This window comes from Glaciibacter superstes DSM 21135, assembly GCF_000421145.1.
GTDB lineage: Bacteria > Actinomycetota > Actinomycetes > Actinomycetales > Microbacteriaceae > Cryobacterium > Cryobacterium superstes.
Genome location: NZ_ATWH01000003.1, coordinates 261,001 through 277,544, shown reverse-complemented (window position 1 = coordinate 277,544; position 16,544 = coordinate 261,001). Strand labels below are relative to the sequence as shown.

Genomic DNA, 16,544 nt, shown 5'->3' with positions numbered 1-16,544 from the left:
GCTAACCCTCCCCACCCGGCATCCTGCAGCTGTCCCCGGTGGTCGTGGTCGTGGTCGTGGTCGGGCAGTGTTGGTGTGACCGTCAGAGATAGACGTTCAGCGTCGTCTCTGCGGCATCGAGGAACAGCGCCAGCAGTGAGGCCCCAAGTCCGCCGACCAGGAGCAGGCCAGGGTGTGCCAGCCCGATGACGACCGCGCGCAGCCGGGGTCGCGACCGCAGGAACTTCTTCGGCACCTTCGACTTCAGCGGGGTCTGCCGCCAGCCGCGGAGTCGCCGGAGGAACCAGGCGCAGCGCACGATCAGGGCCATCCACATCAGCACGATGACGGCGGGAATCGCGACCAGGAGCAGGTTCAAGCCGAGAGCGGTCACCTCCCGCTCGTTTGCGCCGATCGCCGCCTGGATGGTGGAGGAGATGGAGGCGCTCGCCACGACCGAAACACCCCAGAGCAGGAAGGCGAAGATCAATGTGAGAAACCGTACGAAAAAATGACTGAGCACTGTGTCGGTGCTCGGTTTCAGAAGCGCTCTGGGCGTTGCGTGCAGCACCCAGAGCGAAGCGATCAGTGTCGGCAGGGCCGAAATGGCGACGAAGGCGTACCAGGTCCAGTCTGCCCAGCCGAGAGAGTCGCTCAGAGCCATGAATCCCAGCCAGACGGCGATCCAGCACCAGCCGACGATGAGCGGATGCCGCACCAGCCAGGCCGGAAGGCGCGATTCGAGCGAACGGCGCTGTCGATTCGCAGCAGAGGAGGCGCCAGCGGGGATGGTGTCGCCGCCGGCAAGCACAGTGGCGGGCAGGCCGCTATCGTCCTGTTCTCCCGGCACGCGCGCATCCGACATGGCACAACTGTAGCGAGGCTAGGCTCGAACAATGGCAGAACTGCACGAGTTGACCGCCCTGGAACTTTGGCAGGCGCTCCAGCGCGACGAAGTCACTCCCTCTGCGCTGGCCGAGCACTACCTCGCCAGGATCGAGTCACTGAATGCTGGTCTCGGCGCGTTTGTGACCGTGACGGCGGATGCCGCGCTCGAGCGGGCGAGGCTGGTTGAGTCTCAGGTGCCGCGAACCGCCCCGCTCTGGGGACTCCCTTTTGCAGACAAAGATCTCCACCTCAGGGCCGGTGTGCAGGCAGGGTTCGGTTCCCGGTTAATGGCCGGCTTCGTGCCGGAGGAATCGGACGACCTGGTGCAGGCGCTCGATGAGGCCGGGGGCGTGAGCCTCGGTCGCACCAACGCCCCGGAGTTCGGCCTCCCGTCCTATACCGAGAGCCTCGCCGGCCCGCCTGCCCGGAACCCGTGGAACACCGAACTCGGTGCTGGCGGATCGAGCGGGGGAGCCGCGGTGGCGGTTGCTGCCCGCCTGTTGCCGTTTGCTCCCGGCTCCGACGGCGGCGGCTCGATACGTATTCCTGCAGCGGCATGTGGTCTGGTCGGCCTCAAACCGTCACGGGGGAGGATCCCTGCGTTCTCCGGCGTCGGCACGGTCGGTGGCCTCACCGTTGGCGGGCCGATCGCCCGTACGGTGACGGATGCCGCGCTGCTGCTTGACGCGATGGTCACGCCGCGGGGTGGTCACCCCGATCACCACTACGCACTGCGCGCGCCCGGAGATGACGAGCCCCTGCTCGGCTACGCCGTGCGCGGCGAGGGCCGATTCCAGCTTGGAGTGATGACGACGTCGGCCTGGGATGACGACTATGACATCACCATCGCTCCTGAGGCACGAGCGGCCCTCGCGATCGCGACCGACGCCTTCGCAGCCATGGGGCACGGGCTCGAAGAGACGGCGCTCGCGCCTGACCCCTCCTATGCTCCTGCGTTCCGCACGATCTGGCAGGCCGGAGCGGCAGGTATCCCGGCCGAGACGCCGGAGCAGGAGGAGCTGCTCGAGCCGCTCACCCGATGGCTTCTGCACCGTGGACGGGCGTTGACCGCGCGCCAACTCGCCGAAGCACTGACGGCGCTGACCACGTACGAGCGCTCGTTCATCCGCCAGCTCTCCCGCTTCGACGCCGTGCTGACGCCGGCGCTGGCACTCACACCACGGCCCGTCGGCTGGTACGACAAGGTCGATGGCGAACGGAACTTCGCGCAGCAGGTGCAGTACACGCCGTTCACGTCGATGGTCAACGTGGCCGGGCTGCCGGCGATCGTGCTCCCGGTGTACCAGGGTGACGACGGTGTGCCGATGGGGGTGCAGCTGATCGGGCGACCGGGCGGCGAGGCAGCGCTGCTGGCGCTCGGAGCACAACTCGAGCGTCGCATCCGTTGGCAGGATCGGGTGCCGCCTGGCGTCTGAACCACAGAACTCCTACCGAACCGTGAGCTAAGCACCTTCCAAGCGCGAGGAAGGTGCTTAGCTCACAGTTCGGCGATTAGTTGTTTTGAATCGGTCAAGACAACGGGTAGCATGAGGGCATGAAGACGATGACGGATACGACGGATGCGATGGGTGCGGACGCAGCAGCGCTCGCCGACCGCATCCACGCCGCCGGTCTCAAGGTGACGGCCGTTCGTCTTGCTGTGCTCCATGCGCTCGAGTCCGCACCGCACGCCGGTGCCGACGCGCTGTTCACCGCTGTGCGCGGCGACGTCACCGGAACCAGCGTGCAGGCGGTCTACGGCGTGCTCACCTCGTTCACAGCGGCCGGACTGGTGCGGCGGATCGAGCCGGCCGGTTCCCCCGCCCGCTACGAACTGCGCACAGGCGACAACCATCATCACGTTGTGTGCACGGGCTGCGGTGCTGTCGGCGATGTCGACTGCGTCGTGGGGGAGGCGCCCTGCCTCACCCCCTCGAATACCGGCGGATTCAGCGCGCAGTCTGCCGAGGTCACCTTCTGGGGTCTCTGCGCGAGTTGCCAGCGCGCCGAACGCGCCTGAGTGCATCCTTCACCCGACTACGGCAACGACGCCGCGCGCTTCACTGCATTTGGTGAGCGCCATCACCTTTTCCGTTGCCGACCGAAAATCAATCGAAGGAGCACGATGACCGAGACAACGCCCACCACGCCGCAGCCCACCACAACGCAGACCGGCACCCCTGTCGGCAGTGACGCCCACTCGCTCACCGCGGGAGCGAACGGCGCCACCGCCCTTCACGACCGCTACCTGGTCGAGAAGCTCGCTCAGTTCAACCGCGAACGCATTCCTGAGCGCATCGTGCACGCCAAGGGGGGCGGGGCATTCGGAACCTTCGAGGTGACCGAAGACGTCTCCCGGTACACCCGCGCCGCGGTGTTCCAGCCGGGCACCACCACCGAAACCCTGCAGCGTTTCTCCAGCGTGGCAGGCGAGCAGGGTTCGCCTGACACCTGGCGGGACGTGCGCGGCTTCTCGGTGAAGTTCTACACGACAGAGGGCAACTACGACATCGTCGGCAACAACACTCCGGTGTTCTTCATCCGCGACGGCATCAAGTTCCCCGACTTCATCCACTCGCAGAAGCGCCTGCCGGGCTCAGGCCTGCGCGATGCAGACATGCAGTGGGACTTCTGGACCCTCTCGCCGGAGTCGGCGCACCAGGTCACCTACCTGATGGGAGATCGCGGCCTGCCGCGCTCCTGGCGCGAGATGCCCGGCTTCGGCTCGCACACCTACCAGTGGATCAACGCGGAGGGCGAGCGGTTCTGGGTCAAGTACCACTTCACCTCCAACCAGGGCAACATCGAGATGAGCGGGTCAGAGGCCGAGCTCATCGCCGGTGCGGATGCCGACTACTATCGCCGCGACCTCTTCGAGGCCATCGAGGCGGGTGACTTCCCCTCCTGGGACGTGCACGTGCAGGTGATGCCGTACGAAGACGGCAAGACCTACCGGTTCAACCCGTTCGACGTGACCAAGGTGTGGCCGCACGCCGACTACCCGCTGATCAAGGTCGGCACGCACACTCTCGACCGCAACCCGGAGAACTTTTTCGCGCAGATTGAACAGGCGGCGTTCTCGCCAGCGAACCTGGTGCCGGGGATCGACGCCAGTCCAGACAAGATGCTGATGGCGCGCATCTTCTCGTACCCCGACGCCCAGCGCTACCGGGTCGGTGCGAACTACAATCAGATTCCGGTCAACGCGCCGATCGCTCCGGTCAACAACTACTCGCAAGACGGCTCAGCCCGGCACGGCTTCAACGCGCCGAGTACGCCGGTGTACGCGCCGAACTCGCTTGGTGGGCCGGTGGCGGATGCTGCGGCTGCTGGAGAGGGCGGCTGGGAGTCCGATGGCGACCTGGTTCGCTCCGCGGCGACTCTCCGCTCTGAAGACAGCGACTTCGGCCAGGCCGGAACGCTGTACCGCGAGGTCTACGACGACGCGGCAAAGGCACGTTTCCTTGAGACGATCACCGGTGCCATCAGCGGAGTGACTCGGCCGGAGGTGCGCGAGCGTGCCATCTGGTACTGGACCCAGGTCGACGCCGAGCTCGGCGCGTCCTTGGGTCGCAACCTCGAATCCGGTGCTGAAAGCGCCAACGAGGCCGCGGAATACGTCGGCGTCGCCGACTAACTCCTTCCTGGGCAGACCTCCCCGGCCTTTGCGAAATCGACGGAGCTTCCGTCGGAGAACGCCATCCCCATTCCCGGTAACGGCGTGTTTCTCGGACATCTCCGTCGATTTCGTGCTGGGGGAGACGGTGACCGTCGGCCGGGAACGTTGTTTTGAGCAAGTAAGGACTAGCTAAGTTAGGTAAGCCTTCCCTATAGTGGAGGGATGCTCGGTCTTGACCTCACGCTCTCCTACAACGGAACACCCGTCGTCCACGGCGCCAGCATCGAACTCGCGCCAGGGCAGATCACCGCCCTCGTCGGACCGAACGGCAGCGGCAAATCGACCCTGCTGCGGGCCCTCGCCCGCCTCCACGCGCCGGATTCAGGGCGCGTGCTGCTCGTCGACGACGCCGATTCTGAACAGCCCGGCATCGACGCCCTGGCGTTGACCAACCGCGAATTCGCGCGCAGGGTCACCCTTCTTGCCCAGAGCCGTCCAACGCCCTCGGGACTGACGGTGCGCGAAGTCGTCGAATTCGGCCGTCACCCGCACCGCGGGCGCTGGCGCCGTGGCGACGCCGACGGCACCGCCGTGGTGGACAGGGTCATGACGCTCACCGGTATCGAGGAGCTGGCCGATCGCCCGGTCGACCGCCTCTCTGGCGGGCAGCTGCAGCGGGTGTGGCTTGCCACCTGCCTCGCGCAGGACACGACCGTGCTCCTGCTCGACGAACCCACCACCTACCTCGACCTCCGTTACCAGGTCGAACTGCTCGACCTCATCCGTGACCTCGCCGAGCACCACGGTGTGACCATTGGAATCGTGCTTCACGATCTCGATCAGGCCGCGCTGATCGCCGACCGGGTTGTTCTGCTCGAGGAGGGGCAGGTTCGCGCCGTCGGAACTCCGCACGACGTGCTCACCGGCGATGTCCTCAGTTCCGTCTATGGCATCCGCATCGAGGTCGATGCCGACCAGGAGACCGGTGTCATCCGCACCCGCCCGGTCGGTCGCTACGGTGCGCGCTCCCTGCCGCGCGTCGTCGCCCTCGCCTGACCACGCCTCACCTGACCATACGTCGTCCAACACCACGTCCACTTCTCACCCACCTCGCGGGTTCGAACCTGCACGCCCGAAGAAAGAAGCGCATGAAAACACGCCACCTGACCCTCGCCATCGCGGCAGCCGCAACCGCTCTGCTGCTCGCCGGCTGCGGCACCACCGAGAACGCCGGAGGCGAATCCGACGGGCCGGCCGCCATCTCGATCACCGATTCGCGAGGCGAGACCATCGAACTCGATGCCCCGGCCAAGAAGGTCGTCGCGCTGGAGTGGAACACCGTCGAGAATCTGGTCGCGCTCGGCGTTATGCCCACGGGCGTTGCCGACGTCAAGGGTTACGGCGCGTGGGTGAAGTCGGAACCGCTCGATGACACGGCGACGGATGTCGGCCAGCGCGGCGAGCCGAGCATCGACGCAATCGCCGGGCTGGCTCCCGACCTCGTTGTCGCAACGTCTGACCTCGCCGAGAGCGCGATCGCACAGATCGAGGAGTTCGCGCCGGTGCTCGTGGTGCGAAGCGCCGACGCCTCGAATGCCATCGGGCAGATGAAGGAGAACCTCGCCACGATCGCGGAGGCGACGGGAACGGAATCCGAAGCAGACAGCATCATCGCAGGCTTCGACGACAAACTTGCGGACGGCGCCGCCGCCCTGGAGGCGGCAGGGCTGGCCGGCACGGACTTCGCCATGACCGACTCCTGGGTCAGCGGTGGGCAGGTGTCGATCCGTCCGTTCGCGGCCGGTTCATTGCTCTCCGACGTCACCGAAGAACTCGGGCTCGTCAATGCCTGGCCAGAGGCGGGCGACGCGGACTATGGCCTCGGAGCAACGGATGTCGAGGGTCTGACGGTGCTCGACGACGTCAACTTCTTCTACATCACCAACGGTGAAGAAGACGCCTACCGCAACGAACTCGCCGGCAACGCCGTCTGGCAGTCGCTTCCGTTCGTGCAGAGCGGGAAGGTGCACCGCCTGGCCGACGGCATCTGGATGTTCGGGGGACCGTCGTCGATGAACGACTACATCGATGCGGTCGTCGCAACCCTCGCCGGCTGAGGTGGTGCGCACGGGCGCAATGACCACCGGCGCGGCGACCACTGGCGCAGCGAGGACCGGCGTGGCCAGGATCACGCTCGGCGTTGTGCTGACCGGCGGCTTCCTGCTTGCCGTGCTGCTCGCCGCCGTGCACCTCACGCAGGGATCGTCGGCAGTGGACGCGGCCGACATCTGGGCGGTGCTTGCCGGCAGCGGCGGCGACCAGGAGGCCGCTGTTCTGATCGCGTCGCGGGTGCCACGGCTCCTGGCCGGCCTGGTGGTGGGCGTTGCGCTCGGCGTCGCGGGCGCCGTCATGCAAACGGTCGCCCGCAACCTGCTCGCATCGCCTGACACCCTCGCGGTCAACGCCGGCGCGTATCTCGCCGTGGTGGTGGTCGCCGCCTTCGGCATCTCGCTTCCCGCGCTGACCGGGGGCGCCGTGGCCTTCACCGGTGGTCTGGCCGCGGCCGCACTCGTGATGGGGTTGTCGGCCGGCGGTGGGGGAGGCGCTGTGCGCCTGGTGCTGGCCGGATCGGCCATCGCCCTCGCCCTGACGGCTCTGACCACGGTTCTGCTCCTGCTGTTCTCCGAGGAGACCACAGGCCTGTTCGCGTGGGGCTCAGGGTCACTCGCGCAAACCGGACTCGACTCCGTGAATCAGCTCGGCCCGGTGGTTGTGCTCGCCGTTCTCGGGTTGCTTCTGCTCGCCCGAAAACTCGACATCCTCGCGCTCGGTGACGACACGGCATCCGTTCTCGGCGTGCAGGTGAGACGCACCCAGCTGATCGCCATCGTGCTCGCGGTATTGCTGGCGGCCGCCGCCGTCACCGTCGCAGGACCGATCGGCTTCGTCGGACTTGCCGCGCCGGCCCTGGTGCGGCTGCTCGCAGCCCGCGTGCCAGGGCTGCAGCGCCACCGCGCGCTCATACCCGCCTCAGCGCTGATGGGCGTCATCGTTGTTCTCGGCGCCGACGTGCTGCTGCGGCTGGTCTTCGGCGGCCAGGCCGGTGTTGAGGTGCCCACCGGCGTGGTGACCACGCTCTTCGGCGCACTGTTCCTGGTCGTCCTCGCCCGCCGGCTCTCCGATTCCGGTCCGGCGTCCCAGGGGGTCGACCTGACCCGGGGGTCGGGCTCCAGCAAACGGATGCGGCGCCTCCTGATCGTCGTGCTTGTTGTCGTCCTCCTCGGGGTCACGTTTGTGTCGCTCCTGCTCGGCGATGCGAAGCTGCTCGCCGGCGATCTCGTGAATTGGTTGACCGGCCAGGCCGGGCCGGTCGTCACCTTCGTGACCAACACTCGCATTCCCCGGGTTCTGGCCGCGTTGCTCGCCGGCGCGGCCTTGGCGCTCGCGGGTGCCGTCGTGCAGGCGGTCTCCCGCAACCCACTCGCCGAACCCAGCCTGCTCGGGGTGACAGGCGGCGCGGGGGTCGGTGCCGTCGTCGTGATCACCCTCGCCCCGCTCGCGAGCTTCTGGACGGTCACCGGTGGCGGCCTGCTCGGCGCTGCCGCGGCATCCGTCGTCGTGTTCGGACTGGCGGCCAAGGGCGGATTCGGTCAGAACCGCCTGATCCTGATCGGAATCGGGGTCGCGGCCGCCGCAGGGGCGCTGACCAGCATGCTCATCGTGGCCACCGACCCATACAACGCCGCGAAGGCGCTGACCTGGCTCTCCGGGTCGACGTACGGACGCACGCTGCCGCAGCTGGTGCCGGTCGTCGTCGCTCTCGTCATCTCCGTGCCCGTGCTTGCCGGTGCCCGGCGGGAGCTCGATGTGCTCGCGCAGGATGACGACACCCCGCGGATACTGGGGGTTCCGCTGGGGCGCACGCGGCTCTGGCTGCTCGCGGTGAGCGTGCTGCTGGCGACCGCAGCCGTCGCCGCAGTCGGGGTGATCGGCTTTGTCGGTCTTGTCGCGCCCCACGCCGCGCGTGCTCTGGTGGGCGGGCGGCACGCGCTGGTGTTGCCGGTGTCCGCCCTGCTCGGCGCGATCCTGGTGTGTGTTGCAGACACGATTGGCCGCACGGTGATCGCGCCGGGCCAGTTGCCGGCCGGCTTGCTGACCGCGGTCGTTGGCGCGCCGTACTTCGTCTGGCTGCTCTGGCGCTCGCGTCGCACCGCCTGATTCGAGAACTTGTTTGAGTTCGAGGGTCGCCCTGGTCATGAGATCGTGCACGCCAGAACCCTGACATATCCATCTCTAGCTGCTGCCATGTGTTTCGTATAGCGTCGTGACATGCCCGGTTCGCTCGTTTTCGCTGTGCGACTTGCCCAGGACGCTGAGATCGCGGCAGCCGTCCGACTCCGCTGGCTGTGGACAGTCGAAAGCGGCGAGCAACCGTCGTGTGATGAAGGCAACTTCGTGGAGCAGGCAGCGGCTTGGGCGCGCGAGCACACGGCGACACACTTGCCTCATGTCGCCGTTGATGAGAAAGATGAGGTTATAGGGATGGCATGGCTCGCGCTGACACCGCGTGTTCCCACTACACGGAGCCACAATCGGTGGGCCGGTGATCTTCAATCATGCTACGTACTACCGGCGTACCGCGATCAGGGCGTAGGTGGCGCCCTTGTGCATGCGGTCCTGGAATCTGCGAAAGCACACGGCGCGGAACATGTGACAGTCCACGCGTCTGTTGATTCCGCACGAATGTATGCACGCAACGGGTTCCGAGAGAATGACCGACTACTTTGGACCGACGTCACCATAGCCGAACGGTGAGGCTGAATATGCCGCGTGTGCGTGAGTCATGTCGCGATATTGTCGGCCGACCGGTCACGTTGACCGCGCGACCGTGAACAGCTCGGCATGCTCCGGCTGGGTATACTCGCCCGCCTGATGCAGCTGCACCGGTGCCTCGCCGTTCTGCTGAGGCGATTGCATGGCCGAGGCTTCGATCGCGTGTCTCAAACAGCTTTTGTTGTCCGTTTGATGATGCGCGTTCCTTCTCTGAACCGGTGCACCTTAGTTAGCTCGTCACACCGGTCTCGACACTAAACTCGGTCGGCATGACATTCGAGATTCGTGTTCGTTCTGCGGAGCCTGTGGATGCACCGGCGATGGCTCGAATTCACGTCCAGTCTTGGCGGGAGACCTACCGTGGGAGTCTGATGTCGGACGCCGTTCTCGATGACCCCAAACTGCTCCCGAGTCGTGAACGTTTCTGGACCGGCGCATTGACGGATGAGCGATGGGCCTCGAACCGGGTAGCCGTCGCTGAGCGAAAGGGGTCGCTGATCGGTATCGCCATGTCGGGCACCGTTGAAAACGAGGCGTGGACGCAGCAGCTGTACGTGCTCTATGTGCTCAACGAGCATCATGGAAGTGGTGTGGGGACGGCGTTGTTGAACGCCGTCATCGATGCAGACGAGAACGCCGCGCTCTGGGTCGGTGATCCGAATCCGCGGGCGCAAGCCTTTTACCGGAAGAGCGGTTTTGTTCACGACGGGGCCATCAAGTTCGAAGACAATGTGCGCGAGGTTCGGATGACCCGCGCCGCCGCGTAGGCAGAGCACCTGAGCACCCGCATCCGCAAGTGGTGACGTGGCGGAACCGAATTCTGAACACCGAGGCGGCGGGCTGGCTATCGGTGCCGGCTCAAGGATGCAAGCAGGACTGCGCCCATGATCGCCGCAATCCCGCCGATCAGGAGCGGCGTGCTGGCGGTGACGCTGTCGACAAGGAACCCTCCGATGATGGCGCCGGCGGCGACGCCGATATTGCAGACGGTCACGATGACCCCGCCGATCTGCTCCAACCGTGTCGGTTCGATGCGCGCTCCCCAGCTCATCAATGTGGTCGGCATTCCGCCGAACCCGAACCCCCACACCGCGGCGGCGACGAACAGCCCGACGATCGAACCGCCGGTGACGAGCATGACGAGCATCCCGACACCAAGCACGGCCGGGAACAGGAGCACGCCCACACGCGGCGCGCGGTCTGCCAGTGGCCCGCTCGTTGCTGTGCCGACGAAGGTCGCCACGCCGAACACGAGCAGCAGCAGGGCGAAAGCGTCGGCGTCAATACCTGACAGGATCTCCACGGCCGGCCGAATGTAGGTGAATCCGCTGAAGTGCCCACCGAAGATCAGCAGGACCGCCAACAGGCCGCCCAGGACGACGCCCGAGCGCAGGACCAATCCGAGAGCGCGGATGCCACTCGCCGCGCCTGGTTTGATGTGCGGGAGCGTCGAGGCCTGCACGAGCAGAGCGAGCGCCGCAACGCCCGCACCCAGCAGGAAGACGCCCCGCCAACCCCAGATCTCGCCTAGCCAGGCTCCGAGCGGGACGGCGACGACGGTGGCGATCGCCACGCCGGAGTTGATGATGGTCAGGGCGCGACCGACGTGGTCGGCGTGCACCAGGTGCACTGCCATCGCCGTTGCCATCGCCCAGAATCCGCCGAGCGCGACACCGAGCAGGAGCCGTGCGGACAGGAGCACGACGAGGTTCGGAGCGAATGCGACGATCAGGTTCGAGACGACGGCGAGGAGCGTGAGACCGATCATGACGCGTCGCCGGTCTGCACGAAGCAGGACGACCGAGATGAACAGGGCGGAAGCAGCGGCCGCGAACGCGGTCACGCTCACGGCCTGTCCCGCCTGGCCGATTGACACCTGGAGGTCTCCGGCCATGCGCGGCAACAGGCTCGCGGGCAGGAACTCCGACATGACGATCGCGAAGATCCCCAGGCCGAGGGAGACGACGCCGGCCCAAGACCCGGATGTGCGCGAGGCCGAAGTTGTCGAGTTCGATATCGATGAGGTTGCGGTGCTTACCACCCCAGCTCGCCTGTTTCGTCCTGGAAGGTTCCCGTTGGGCCGTCCGCGCTCAGGGTCGCCCACCGCACGACGACCCGGGCGGTCTCCTCGACCGATCGCCCGATGCCGAAGGCGGCGGTCATGTCGGTGGCGGTGGTTCCAGGCTCGATGGCGTTGAACTTGATGCCCGGCTGCGCTTTCGCGTACTGCACGGTCAGCATGGTGGCTGCGGTCTTGGACGCTGAGTACAGCGCGAGCGGCATATCGAACTCCGGCCGATCGGGGTTGTTCACCGCCCAGAACGATCCGGCGCTGCTCGAGATGGTGACGACGTTGGGGTTCGACGAGCGGCGGAGCAGGGGCAGGGCCGCCTCCGTGACGCGCACGATGCCTACCGCGTTCGTGTCGAACGAGCGCAGGGCCGCGGGGCCGTCGAGCGCGGTGTGCAGGACTCCGGCGTTGTGCACGAGGACGTCGAGGTGCCCCTCGGACGCGTCGATCGCGGCCAGTGCGCTCGAAACGGATGCGTCGTCGGTGACGTCGAGCTGCACGAATCGCGCTCCGAGCGTTGCTGCGGCGCGCTCGCCCCTTTCGACGTCGCGTGCGCCGATGTAGACGGTGTGGCCCAGCTCAAGCAGTTGCTTCGCGGTCTCGAAACCAATGCCTTTATTGGCACCAGTGATCAATGCGACGGTCATGTCTGTCCTCTCAAACGGTCCGGCCCGAACAGGCCGTTAGTGACACTACGAACATCCGCTGCCCTTGCCCAGAGTCCCCTGGGGACCGGGGTCTGACAGGGCCCCCACTGATACCGCTTGACCGGCTTAGAGTTGCTGCATGGACAAATCGACCAACGATCTCGCGGCGTTCCTGCGAGCCAGACGCGATCTGGTGCGACCGGAGCAGGCCGGCATCCCCGATGACGGTGCGCGGCGTGTGCCTGGGCTCCGCCGAGAGGAAGTCGCCATGCTCGCCGGCATCAGCGCTGACTACTACCTGCGGTTGGAACGCGGCCGCGACCGGAACCCGTCCACGCAGGTGCTCGAATCAATCGCGCGCGTACTGGACCTCGACGACGATCACTTCGCCCACTTGCTCACCCTGGTCGCGGAAGTTCCCCGGCAGCGCAGGCGCCGCCCGCGCAAACAGACGCCTCCGCCAGGTGCACTCAAGCTGCTCGACTCCCTCGCGCAACCCGCGTACATCGAGAACCGGTATTTCGACGTTTTGGCCTCCAACACCCTGGCCCAGGCGATCGACCCCCGCCTCGCTGTCGGAGGCAACCAGCTACGGGACTTGTTCCTCGACCCGGCAGGACAGGCACTGTACCCGGACTGGGCAAGCGCCACGGAATGCCTCGTTGCCAACCTGCGGCAGACCGTCGGCAACGACGTCGACGACCCTCGCTTCATCGAACTCACCGGAGAGCTGACGCTCGCTAGCCCTCGATTCCGCCAACTCTGGGCCCGACACGAAGTGCGGGGCCAGACCGGAGGCGTCATGCGGTTCGACCACCCGCAGGTCGGCGAACTGACCCTCAACCGAGAGCGCATGAGCATCGCCGGCGCCAATGGGCTGATGCTCGTCGTGTTCCACCCGGACGCCGCATCCAGTGACGCGGAGAAGCTGGCGATGCTTGCTTCTGCGGCCCTGCCCTCCACGGCCGCTCTGCACGAGATTTGGAAGCACGCGTGACGACGATCGGGATCATCGGCGCAGGCGAGGTCGGATCTCAGATCGCCCGCGCAGCGATCGCGAACGGATACACGGTCGTCATCGCCAACTCCCGCGGCCCAGAAACCCTCACCCGGCTCATTGCCGGACTCGGTGCATCCGCTCGCGCCGCAACCGCTGCGGAGGCCGCCGCGGCCGGCGATTTCGCCGTCATTGCCGTGCCGCTCAAGCTCATCAACGACATACCTGCCCAGGAGCTCGCCGGCAAGATCGTACTCGACACGAACAACTACATGCCAGGGCGCGACGGCCACTTCCCTGTCGTGGACTCCGGCGAGAAGACCGTGCACGAGCTGCGGCAAGAGCAGCTGCCGACCTCGAAGATCGTCAAGGCGTTCACACACATCCAGGCACCGACCCTGTTTGGCTTCGCCCGACCCGCCGGTTCCCCCGACCTGGCGGTCTCGAGCGACCATCCCGAAGCCGTCTCGCTCGTGACAGGGCTTTACGACACGTTCGGATACGACTCCGTCGACAACAGTCCGTTGAGCGAATCCTGGCGGTCGGGCCCCGGTACGCCCGTGTGGCACCGTTCCTTAATGGGGGGACAGAGCCACGACGCACTCGTCCGCAACCTGGCGGTAGCGACCCGGCTACGAGCGGAACAGTAGACGCAGGGGCTACGGTGCCGTGAACATGACCAGCGGCGACAACGGTGGGTCGGTGAGCATTCGTGCGTTGTGCGTGAAAAAACTCATCACTGCCCAGGGGGACAATGAGCTTATGACCCTGTCCCGCCGAAGGATTCCGCTCCGCAGTACCTGCGCCCAACCGCACGATTGCCCCGCGCCTCTGCGGATGAAGATTCTGGCGCAGATTCCGTTCTTCGCGGGGCTGTCGGAGGCCGAGCTCGAGCGGATAGACGATCGGATGATCTCTCTGTCGTGGGCAAAAGGCGACACCATCTATGCGGCAGAGGAACCGGCGGAGCATCTCTACGTGCTCGCCGCCGGCCAGGCAAAGGTCTTCCAATCGGCATCGAGCGGACAGGACACCATCGTTGACCTGCTCGCTCCCGGGGATCTCTTCGGAGGCCTCGGCCTTCTCGGCAGATCCAACTACCCAGAAACCGCTGAGGCGCTGTCGACAACGTGCGCACTCCGCATCGACACCGTGGCATTTCGTGAGGTGCTGCTCGAGTATCCTCAGGTCGCGTTGCGTGTGCTCGACGACGTGAGTGTCATGTTGGTGCAAGCTCGCTCCGATGCCGGACAACAGGCTACGGCGACCGTCGCGCAGCGAGTTGCGACGGTGCTGTTGCGGCTGTCCGACAAATTCGGTCAGCCGGGCGCGGACGAAGGAGTAGACGGCACACTGATCCAATTGCCTCTCTCTCGTGCCGACGTGGCCGCGCTAACCGGCTCGACCGCCGAGTCCGTTTCCCGTGCCATGAGCCAATTGCGCAAGGACGGCGTCATCGATTCGGGACGCGGGTGGACCTCGGTCCTTGACCGGGACGAACTCGCCGCCCTCGCCGCACCTGCCGTTCCCGTTGCTTCGTAACGCCTCAGCGTATCGATGCCGCGTATCGATGCCGCGCTGGCGTTAGATGGACTGCCGGTAGCCGAAGAACTCATGATCGTTGTTGTAGCCGCCCAGCCCGCCGCCGATTTCTGAGAAGTCCTCCACGAATTCAATACCTTTGATCCATTTAACGAGCTTGAATCCGAGCTGCACTTCGTTGCGTAGGCGAAGCGGTGCACCATGGCCGAACGAAACAGGTTCGCCGTTCATGTCGTAGGCGAGCATGGTCAGCTTGTAGCTCATCTGCTCGATGGGTTGGGCGTCGTAGTACAGGCCACCCTCCGGTCCGAGCGCGAAGGAGTAGAAGATCACCCACTTCGCTTCGGGTTTCGGCTTGACGATATCGAGGATGGTCTGCATGGAGACGCCGCCCCACTTGGCGACACCTGACCAACCCTGGATGCAGAAGTGCTGCGTGATCTGCTCGTGATAGGAAAGGGCACGCAACTGATCGAGATCCAGCTTCACGGGGTTCTCAACAAGACCGCCAATGTCCAGCTTGTAGTCGGTGAAGTTGCCTTCTTCGAGTCGCTTGTACTCCTCAGTTTCGGGGTACTTCCCGTTGTGCCAGAAGTACGGCGAAATGTCTTTCTCCGTGTACTGGCCGGGCTTCGAATCGATGTGCTCGAAGAGTCGCTGCGCAGGACCTATCAGCGCGAAACCCACCTTCTGCACAACGCGGGGATGCCGGTATGTGAATGGTGTGGCTGCGACCCAGCCGACGATCACGACGACCATGGAGGCTGCGAAGATCCAAAATCCCACCCAGGAGTCGGTGTCCTGCGAGGCGTACATGTGATTGAGGTTACGGAGGGCGCCGGTCGTCAGCACGAGGGTCACGTGAACGACGATGAACATGACGAACCAGCACAGTACGAGGAAGTGCAGCGATCGGGCCACCTGGATGCTGAAGACCGAGCTGATGGCACGGAACCGCGTCGAGAGCGCCGGCGACATTCCGAGCCCGGTGATCAGCGCGGCCGGAGCGGCGATGAAGACGGTGATGAAGTAGGCGATCAGCTGCAGGCCGTTGTAATTGACCCAGCCCTCCTCCGCCGGCCAATCAAGGGACAGGTATTGGATCGCGACCGAAATGGAGTGCGGAATGACATCCCAGCTGAGCGGCACCAGTCGCATCCATTGCCCGGTCGTGAAGATGAGGATGTAGAAGATGATGCCGTTGAGCAGCCACAGAGTATCGACTCCGAGATGCCACCATCTGGCCAGTCCGATGGAGTGGCGCCGCCCGGGAAGGCCAACACCGTCTGGAAGGGTGATCGAGTCCTGCTTTGCGGTGTAGAGCGGATCGGTTGGCACCGGTTTCTGTATGCGGAACCAGTCTTTACTGGGTGTTGAGTGCCTGGTCCAGTAGAACCGGGGGTGGTCGGCGATGATCGTGACCCCGGAGCGGATGATGAAGATCATCAGGAAGAGATTCAGGAAATGCTGCCAGCCGAGCCAGGCCGGGAATCCGACCGGTGCGTTGTCCGGCAGCTCTGATGTACCCGGGTAGCGGTGTATGAAGTCCTCCACCGCGGGCAGCTCACGGATGCCTTTGGCGATCGCGATCCCGATGATCAACAGCACGAGGCCGATCGGGATCAGCCATAACAGGTTGAACCACTTGCTGTTACCGATGCGCACTCTTGGGGCGACACCATACTGTGCCGGCACGCCTCCCGCCCAGTGCTCGTCCACAGCTGTGTAATGTCTTTCGTCGAGTTCCTCACGAAAACTCCGCCGTTTGCCCCCGGCCCCAATATCTGCTGCAGGAACATGTTGGTCTTCAGAAGAAGTAGCCATGCTCCGGAGCCTAGCCCCCCTTCAGCTGGCGGCCGTGTTGACGGGCGCCGGCCAGTCGGTCAAAAATGGCGCGATGACCAGGAGAATTATGCGTATCCACAACGTTCCTCGCCGGAAGTGCGATTGGGCTTCCAGCACGTAGTT

Annotated in this window: 15 protein-coding genes; 11 read left to right on the top strand and 4 right to left on the bottom strand. The window is 65.4% G+C overall.

Going from position 1 to position 16,544, the window contains the following annotated elements:
* Positions 1-82: 82 nt before the first annotated feature.
* Positions 83-844, bottom strand: coding sequence for a hypothetical protein (locus K323_RS0105630; protein ID WP_026851285.1), 762 nt, complete (start codon positions 842-844; stop codon positions 83-85).
* Positions 845-875: 31 nt separating this feature from the next.
* On the opposite strand from K323_RS0105630, the gene K323_RS0105625 reads away from it, so the two are divergent.
* The 8 genes from K323_RS0105625 to K323_RS0105590 all read left to right on the top strand — a co-directional run bounded on the left by K323_RS0105625 (position 876) and on the right by K323_RS0105590 (position 10,086).
* Positions 876-2,303, top strand: a complete 1,428-nt coding sequence (locus tag K323_RS0105625; RefSeq protein WP_022884313.1) for an amidase — start codon at positions 876-878, stop codon at positions 2,301-2,303.
* 128 nt (positions 2,304-2,431) lie between these two features.
* Positions 2,432-2,887, top strand: coding sequence for a Fur family transcriptional regulator (locus K323_RS0105620; protein ID WP_425402265.1), 456 nt, complete (start codon positions 2,432-2,434; stop codon positions 2,885-2,887).
* 105 nt (positions 2,888-2,992) lie between these two features.
* A complete protein-coding gene (locus K323_RS0105615; RefSeq protein ID WP_022884311.1) occupies positions 2,993-4,504 on the top strand; it encodes a catalase in 1,512 nt (503 codons plus the stop codon).
* 204 nt (positions 4,505-4,708) lie between these two features.
* Positions 4,709-5,542, top strand: coding sequence for an ABC transporter ATP-binding protein (locus K323_RS0105610; RefSeq protein ID WP_022884310.1), 834 nt, complete (start codon positions 4,709-4,711; stop codon positions 5,540-5,542).
* A 92-nt stretch (positions 5,543-5,634) separates the two neighbouring features.
* A complete protein-coding gene (locus tag K323_RS0105605) occupies positions 5,635-6,603 on the top strand; it encodes an iron-siderophore ABC transporter substrate-binding protein (protein ID WP_022884309.1) in 969 nt (322 codons plus the stop codon).
* Complete coding sequence (locus K323_RS24440; RefSeq protein WP_022884308.1) at positions 6,575-8,704, top strand: iron ABC transporter permease; 2,130 nt, start codon at positions 6,575-6,577, stop codon at positions 8,702-8,704. The genes K323_RS0105605 and K323_RS24440 overlap by 29 nt, the downstream gene beginning before the upstream one ends.
* Positions 8,705-8,815: 111 nt before the next feature.
* Positions 8,816-9,301 carry a GNAT family N-acetyltransferase gene (locus K323_RS30830; RefSeq protein WP_084697035.1) on the top strand — a complete coding sequence of 162 codons (486 nt, stop codon included), beginning with the start codon at positions 8,816-8,818 and terminating at the stop codon, positions 9,299-9,301.
* Positions 9,302-9,690: 389 nt separating this feature from the next.
* On the top strand, positions 9,691-10,086 hold the full coding sequence (locus K323_RS0105590) for a GNAT family N-acetyltransferase (RefSeq protein ID WP_245570925.1): 396 nt from the start codon (positions 9,691-9,693) through the stop codon (positions 10,084-10,086).
* 77 nt (positions 10,087-10,163) lie between these two features.
* Here K323_RS0105590 and K323_RS0105585 read toward each other — a convergent pair whose 3' ends face one another.
* Both K323_RS0105585 and K323_RS0105580 read right to left on the bottom strand, forming a co-directional pair.
* Positions 10,164-11,360, bottom strand: coding sequence for an MFS transporter (locus tag K323_RS0105585; protein ID WP_022884305.1), 1,197 nt, complete (start codon positions 11,358-11,360; stop codon positions 10,164-10,166).
* The gene (locus K323_RS0105580; protein WP_022884304.1) at positions 11,354-12,037 is read right to left on the bottom strand and encodes an SDR family NAD(P)-dependent oxidoreductase; all 684 of its coding nucleotides are present in this window, start codon (positions 12,035-12,037) and stop codon (positions 11,354-11,356) included. Before K323_RS0105580 ends, K323_RS0105585 begins: the two co-directional genes overlap by 7 nt.
* Positions 12,038-12,176: 139 nt before the next feature.
* On the opposite strand from K323_RS0105580, the gene K323_RS0105575 reads away from it, so the two are divergent.
* The 3 genes from K323_RS0105575 (at position 12,177) to K323_RS0105565 (ending at position 14,576) form a co-directional block, all read left to right on the top strand.
* Positions 12,177-13,034, top strand: a complete 858-nt coding sequence (locus K323_RS0105575) for a helix-turn-helix domain-containing protein (RefSeq protein WP_022884303.1) — start codon at positions 12,177-12,179, stop codon at positions 13,032-13,034.
* Entirely contained in the window at positions 13,031-13,684 is a 654-nt protein-coding gene (locus tag K323_RS0105570; protein ID WP_022884302.1) for an NADPH-dependent F420 reductase, read from the top strand. Before K323_RS0105575 ends, K323_RS0105570 begins: the two co-directional genes overlap by 4 nt.
* 187 nt (positions 13,685-13,871) lie before the next feature.
* On the top strand, positions 13,872-14,576 hold the full coding sequence (locus K323_RS0105565; RefSeq protein WP_245570924.1) for a Crp/Fnr family transcriptional regulator: 705 nt from the start codon (positions 13,872-13,874) through the stop codon (positions 14,574-14,576).
* Between the two features lie 42 nt (positions 14,577-14,618).
* On the opposite strand, the gene K323_RS0105560 is transcribed toward K323_RS0105565, so the two are convergent.
* Entirely contained in the window at positions 14,619-16,400 is a 1,782-nt protein-coding gene (locus K323_RS0105560) for a molybdopterin-dependent oxidoreductase (protein ID WP_084697034.1), read from the bottom strand.
* Positions 16,401-16,544: the final 144 nt, after the last annotated feature.

Excerpts from the sequence above, each read along its gene's own strand:
- K323_RS0105630 (WP_026851285.1), bottom strand. The coding sequence starts at position 844 with ATGTCGGATGCGCGCGTGCCGGGAGAACAGGACGATAGCGGCCTGCCC.
- K323_RS0105625 (WP_022884313.1), top strand. The coding sequence starts at position 876 with ATGGCAGAACTGCACGAGTTGACCGCCCTGGAACTTTGGCAGGCGCTC.
- K323_RS0105620 (WP_425402265.1), top strand. The coding sequence starts at position 2,432 with ATGACGGATACGACGGATGCGATGGGTGCGGACGCAGCAGCGCTCGCC.
- K323_RS0105615 (WP_022884311.1), top strand. The coding sequence starts at position 2,993 with ATGACCGAGACAACGCCCACCACGCCGCAGCCCACCACAACGCAGACC.
- K323_RS0105610 (WP_022884310.1), top strand. The coding sequence starts at position 4,709 with ATGCTCGGTCTTGACCTCACGCTCTCCTACAACGGAACACCCGTCGTC.
- K323_RS0105605 (WP_022884309.1), top strand. The coding sequence starts at position 5,635 with ATGAAAACACGCCACCTGACCCTCGCCATCGCGGCAGCCGCAACCGCT.
- K323_RS24440 (WP_022884308.1), top strand. The coding sequence starts at position 6,575 with ATGCGGTCGTCGCAACCCTCGCCGGCTGAGGTGGTGCGCACGGGCGCA.
- K323_RS30830 (WP_084697035.1), top strand. The coding sequence starts at position 8,816 with ATGCCCGGTTCGCTCGTTTTCGCTGTGCGACTTGCCCAGGACGCTGAG.
- K323_RS0105590 (WP_245570925.1), top strand. The coding sequence starts at position 9,691 with ATGTCGGACGCCGTTCTCGATGACCCCAAACTGCTCCCGAGTCGTGAA.
- K323_RS0105580 (WP_022884304.1), bottom strand. The coding sequence starts at position 12,037 with ATGACCGTCGCATTGATCACTGGTGCCAATAAAGGCATTGGTTTCGAG.
- K323_RS0105575 (WP_022884303.1), top strand. The coding sequence starts at position 12,177 with ATGGACAAATCGACCAACGATCTCGCGGCGTTCCTGCGAGCCAGACGC.
- K323_RS0105565 (WP_245570924.1), top strand. The coding sequence starts at position 13,872 with ATGAAGATTCTGGCGCAGATTCCGTTCTTCGCGGGGCTGTCGGAGGCC.
- K323_RS0105560 (WP_084697034.1), bottom strand. The coding sequence starts at position 16,400 with ATGGCTACTTCTTCTGAAGACCAACATGTTCCTGCAGCAGATATTGGG.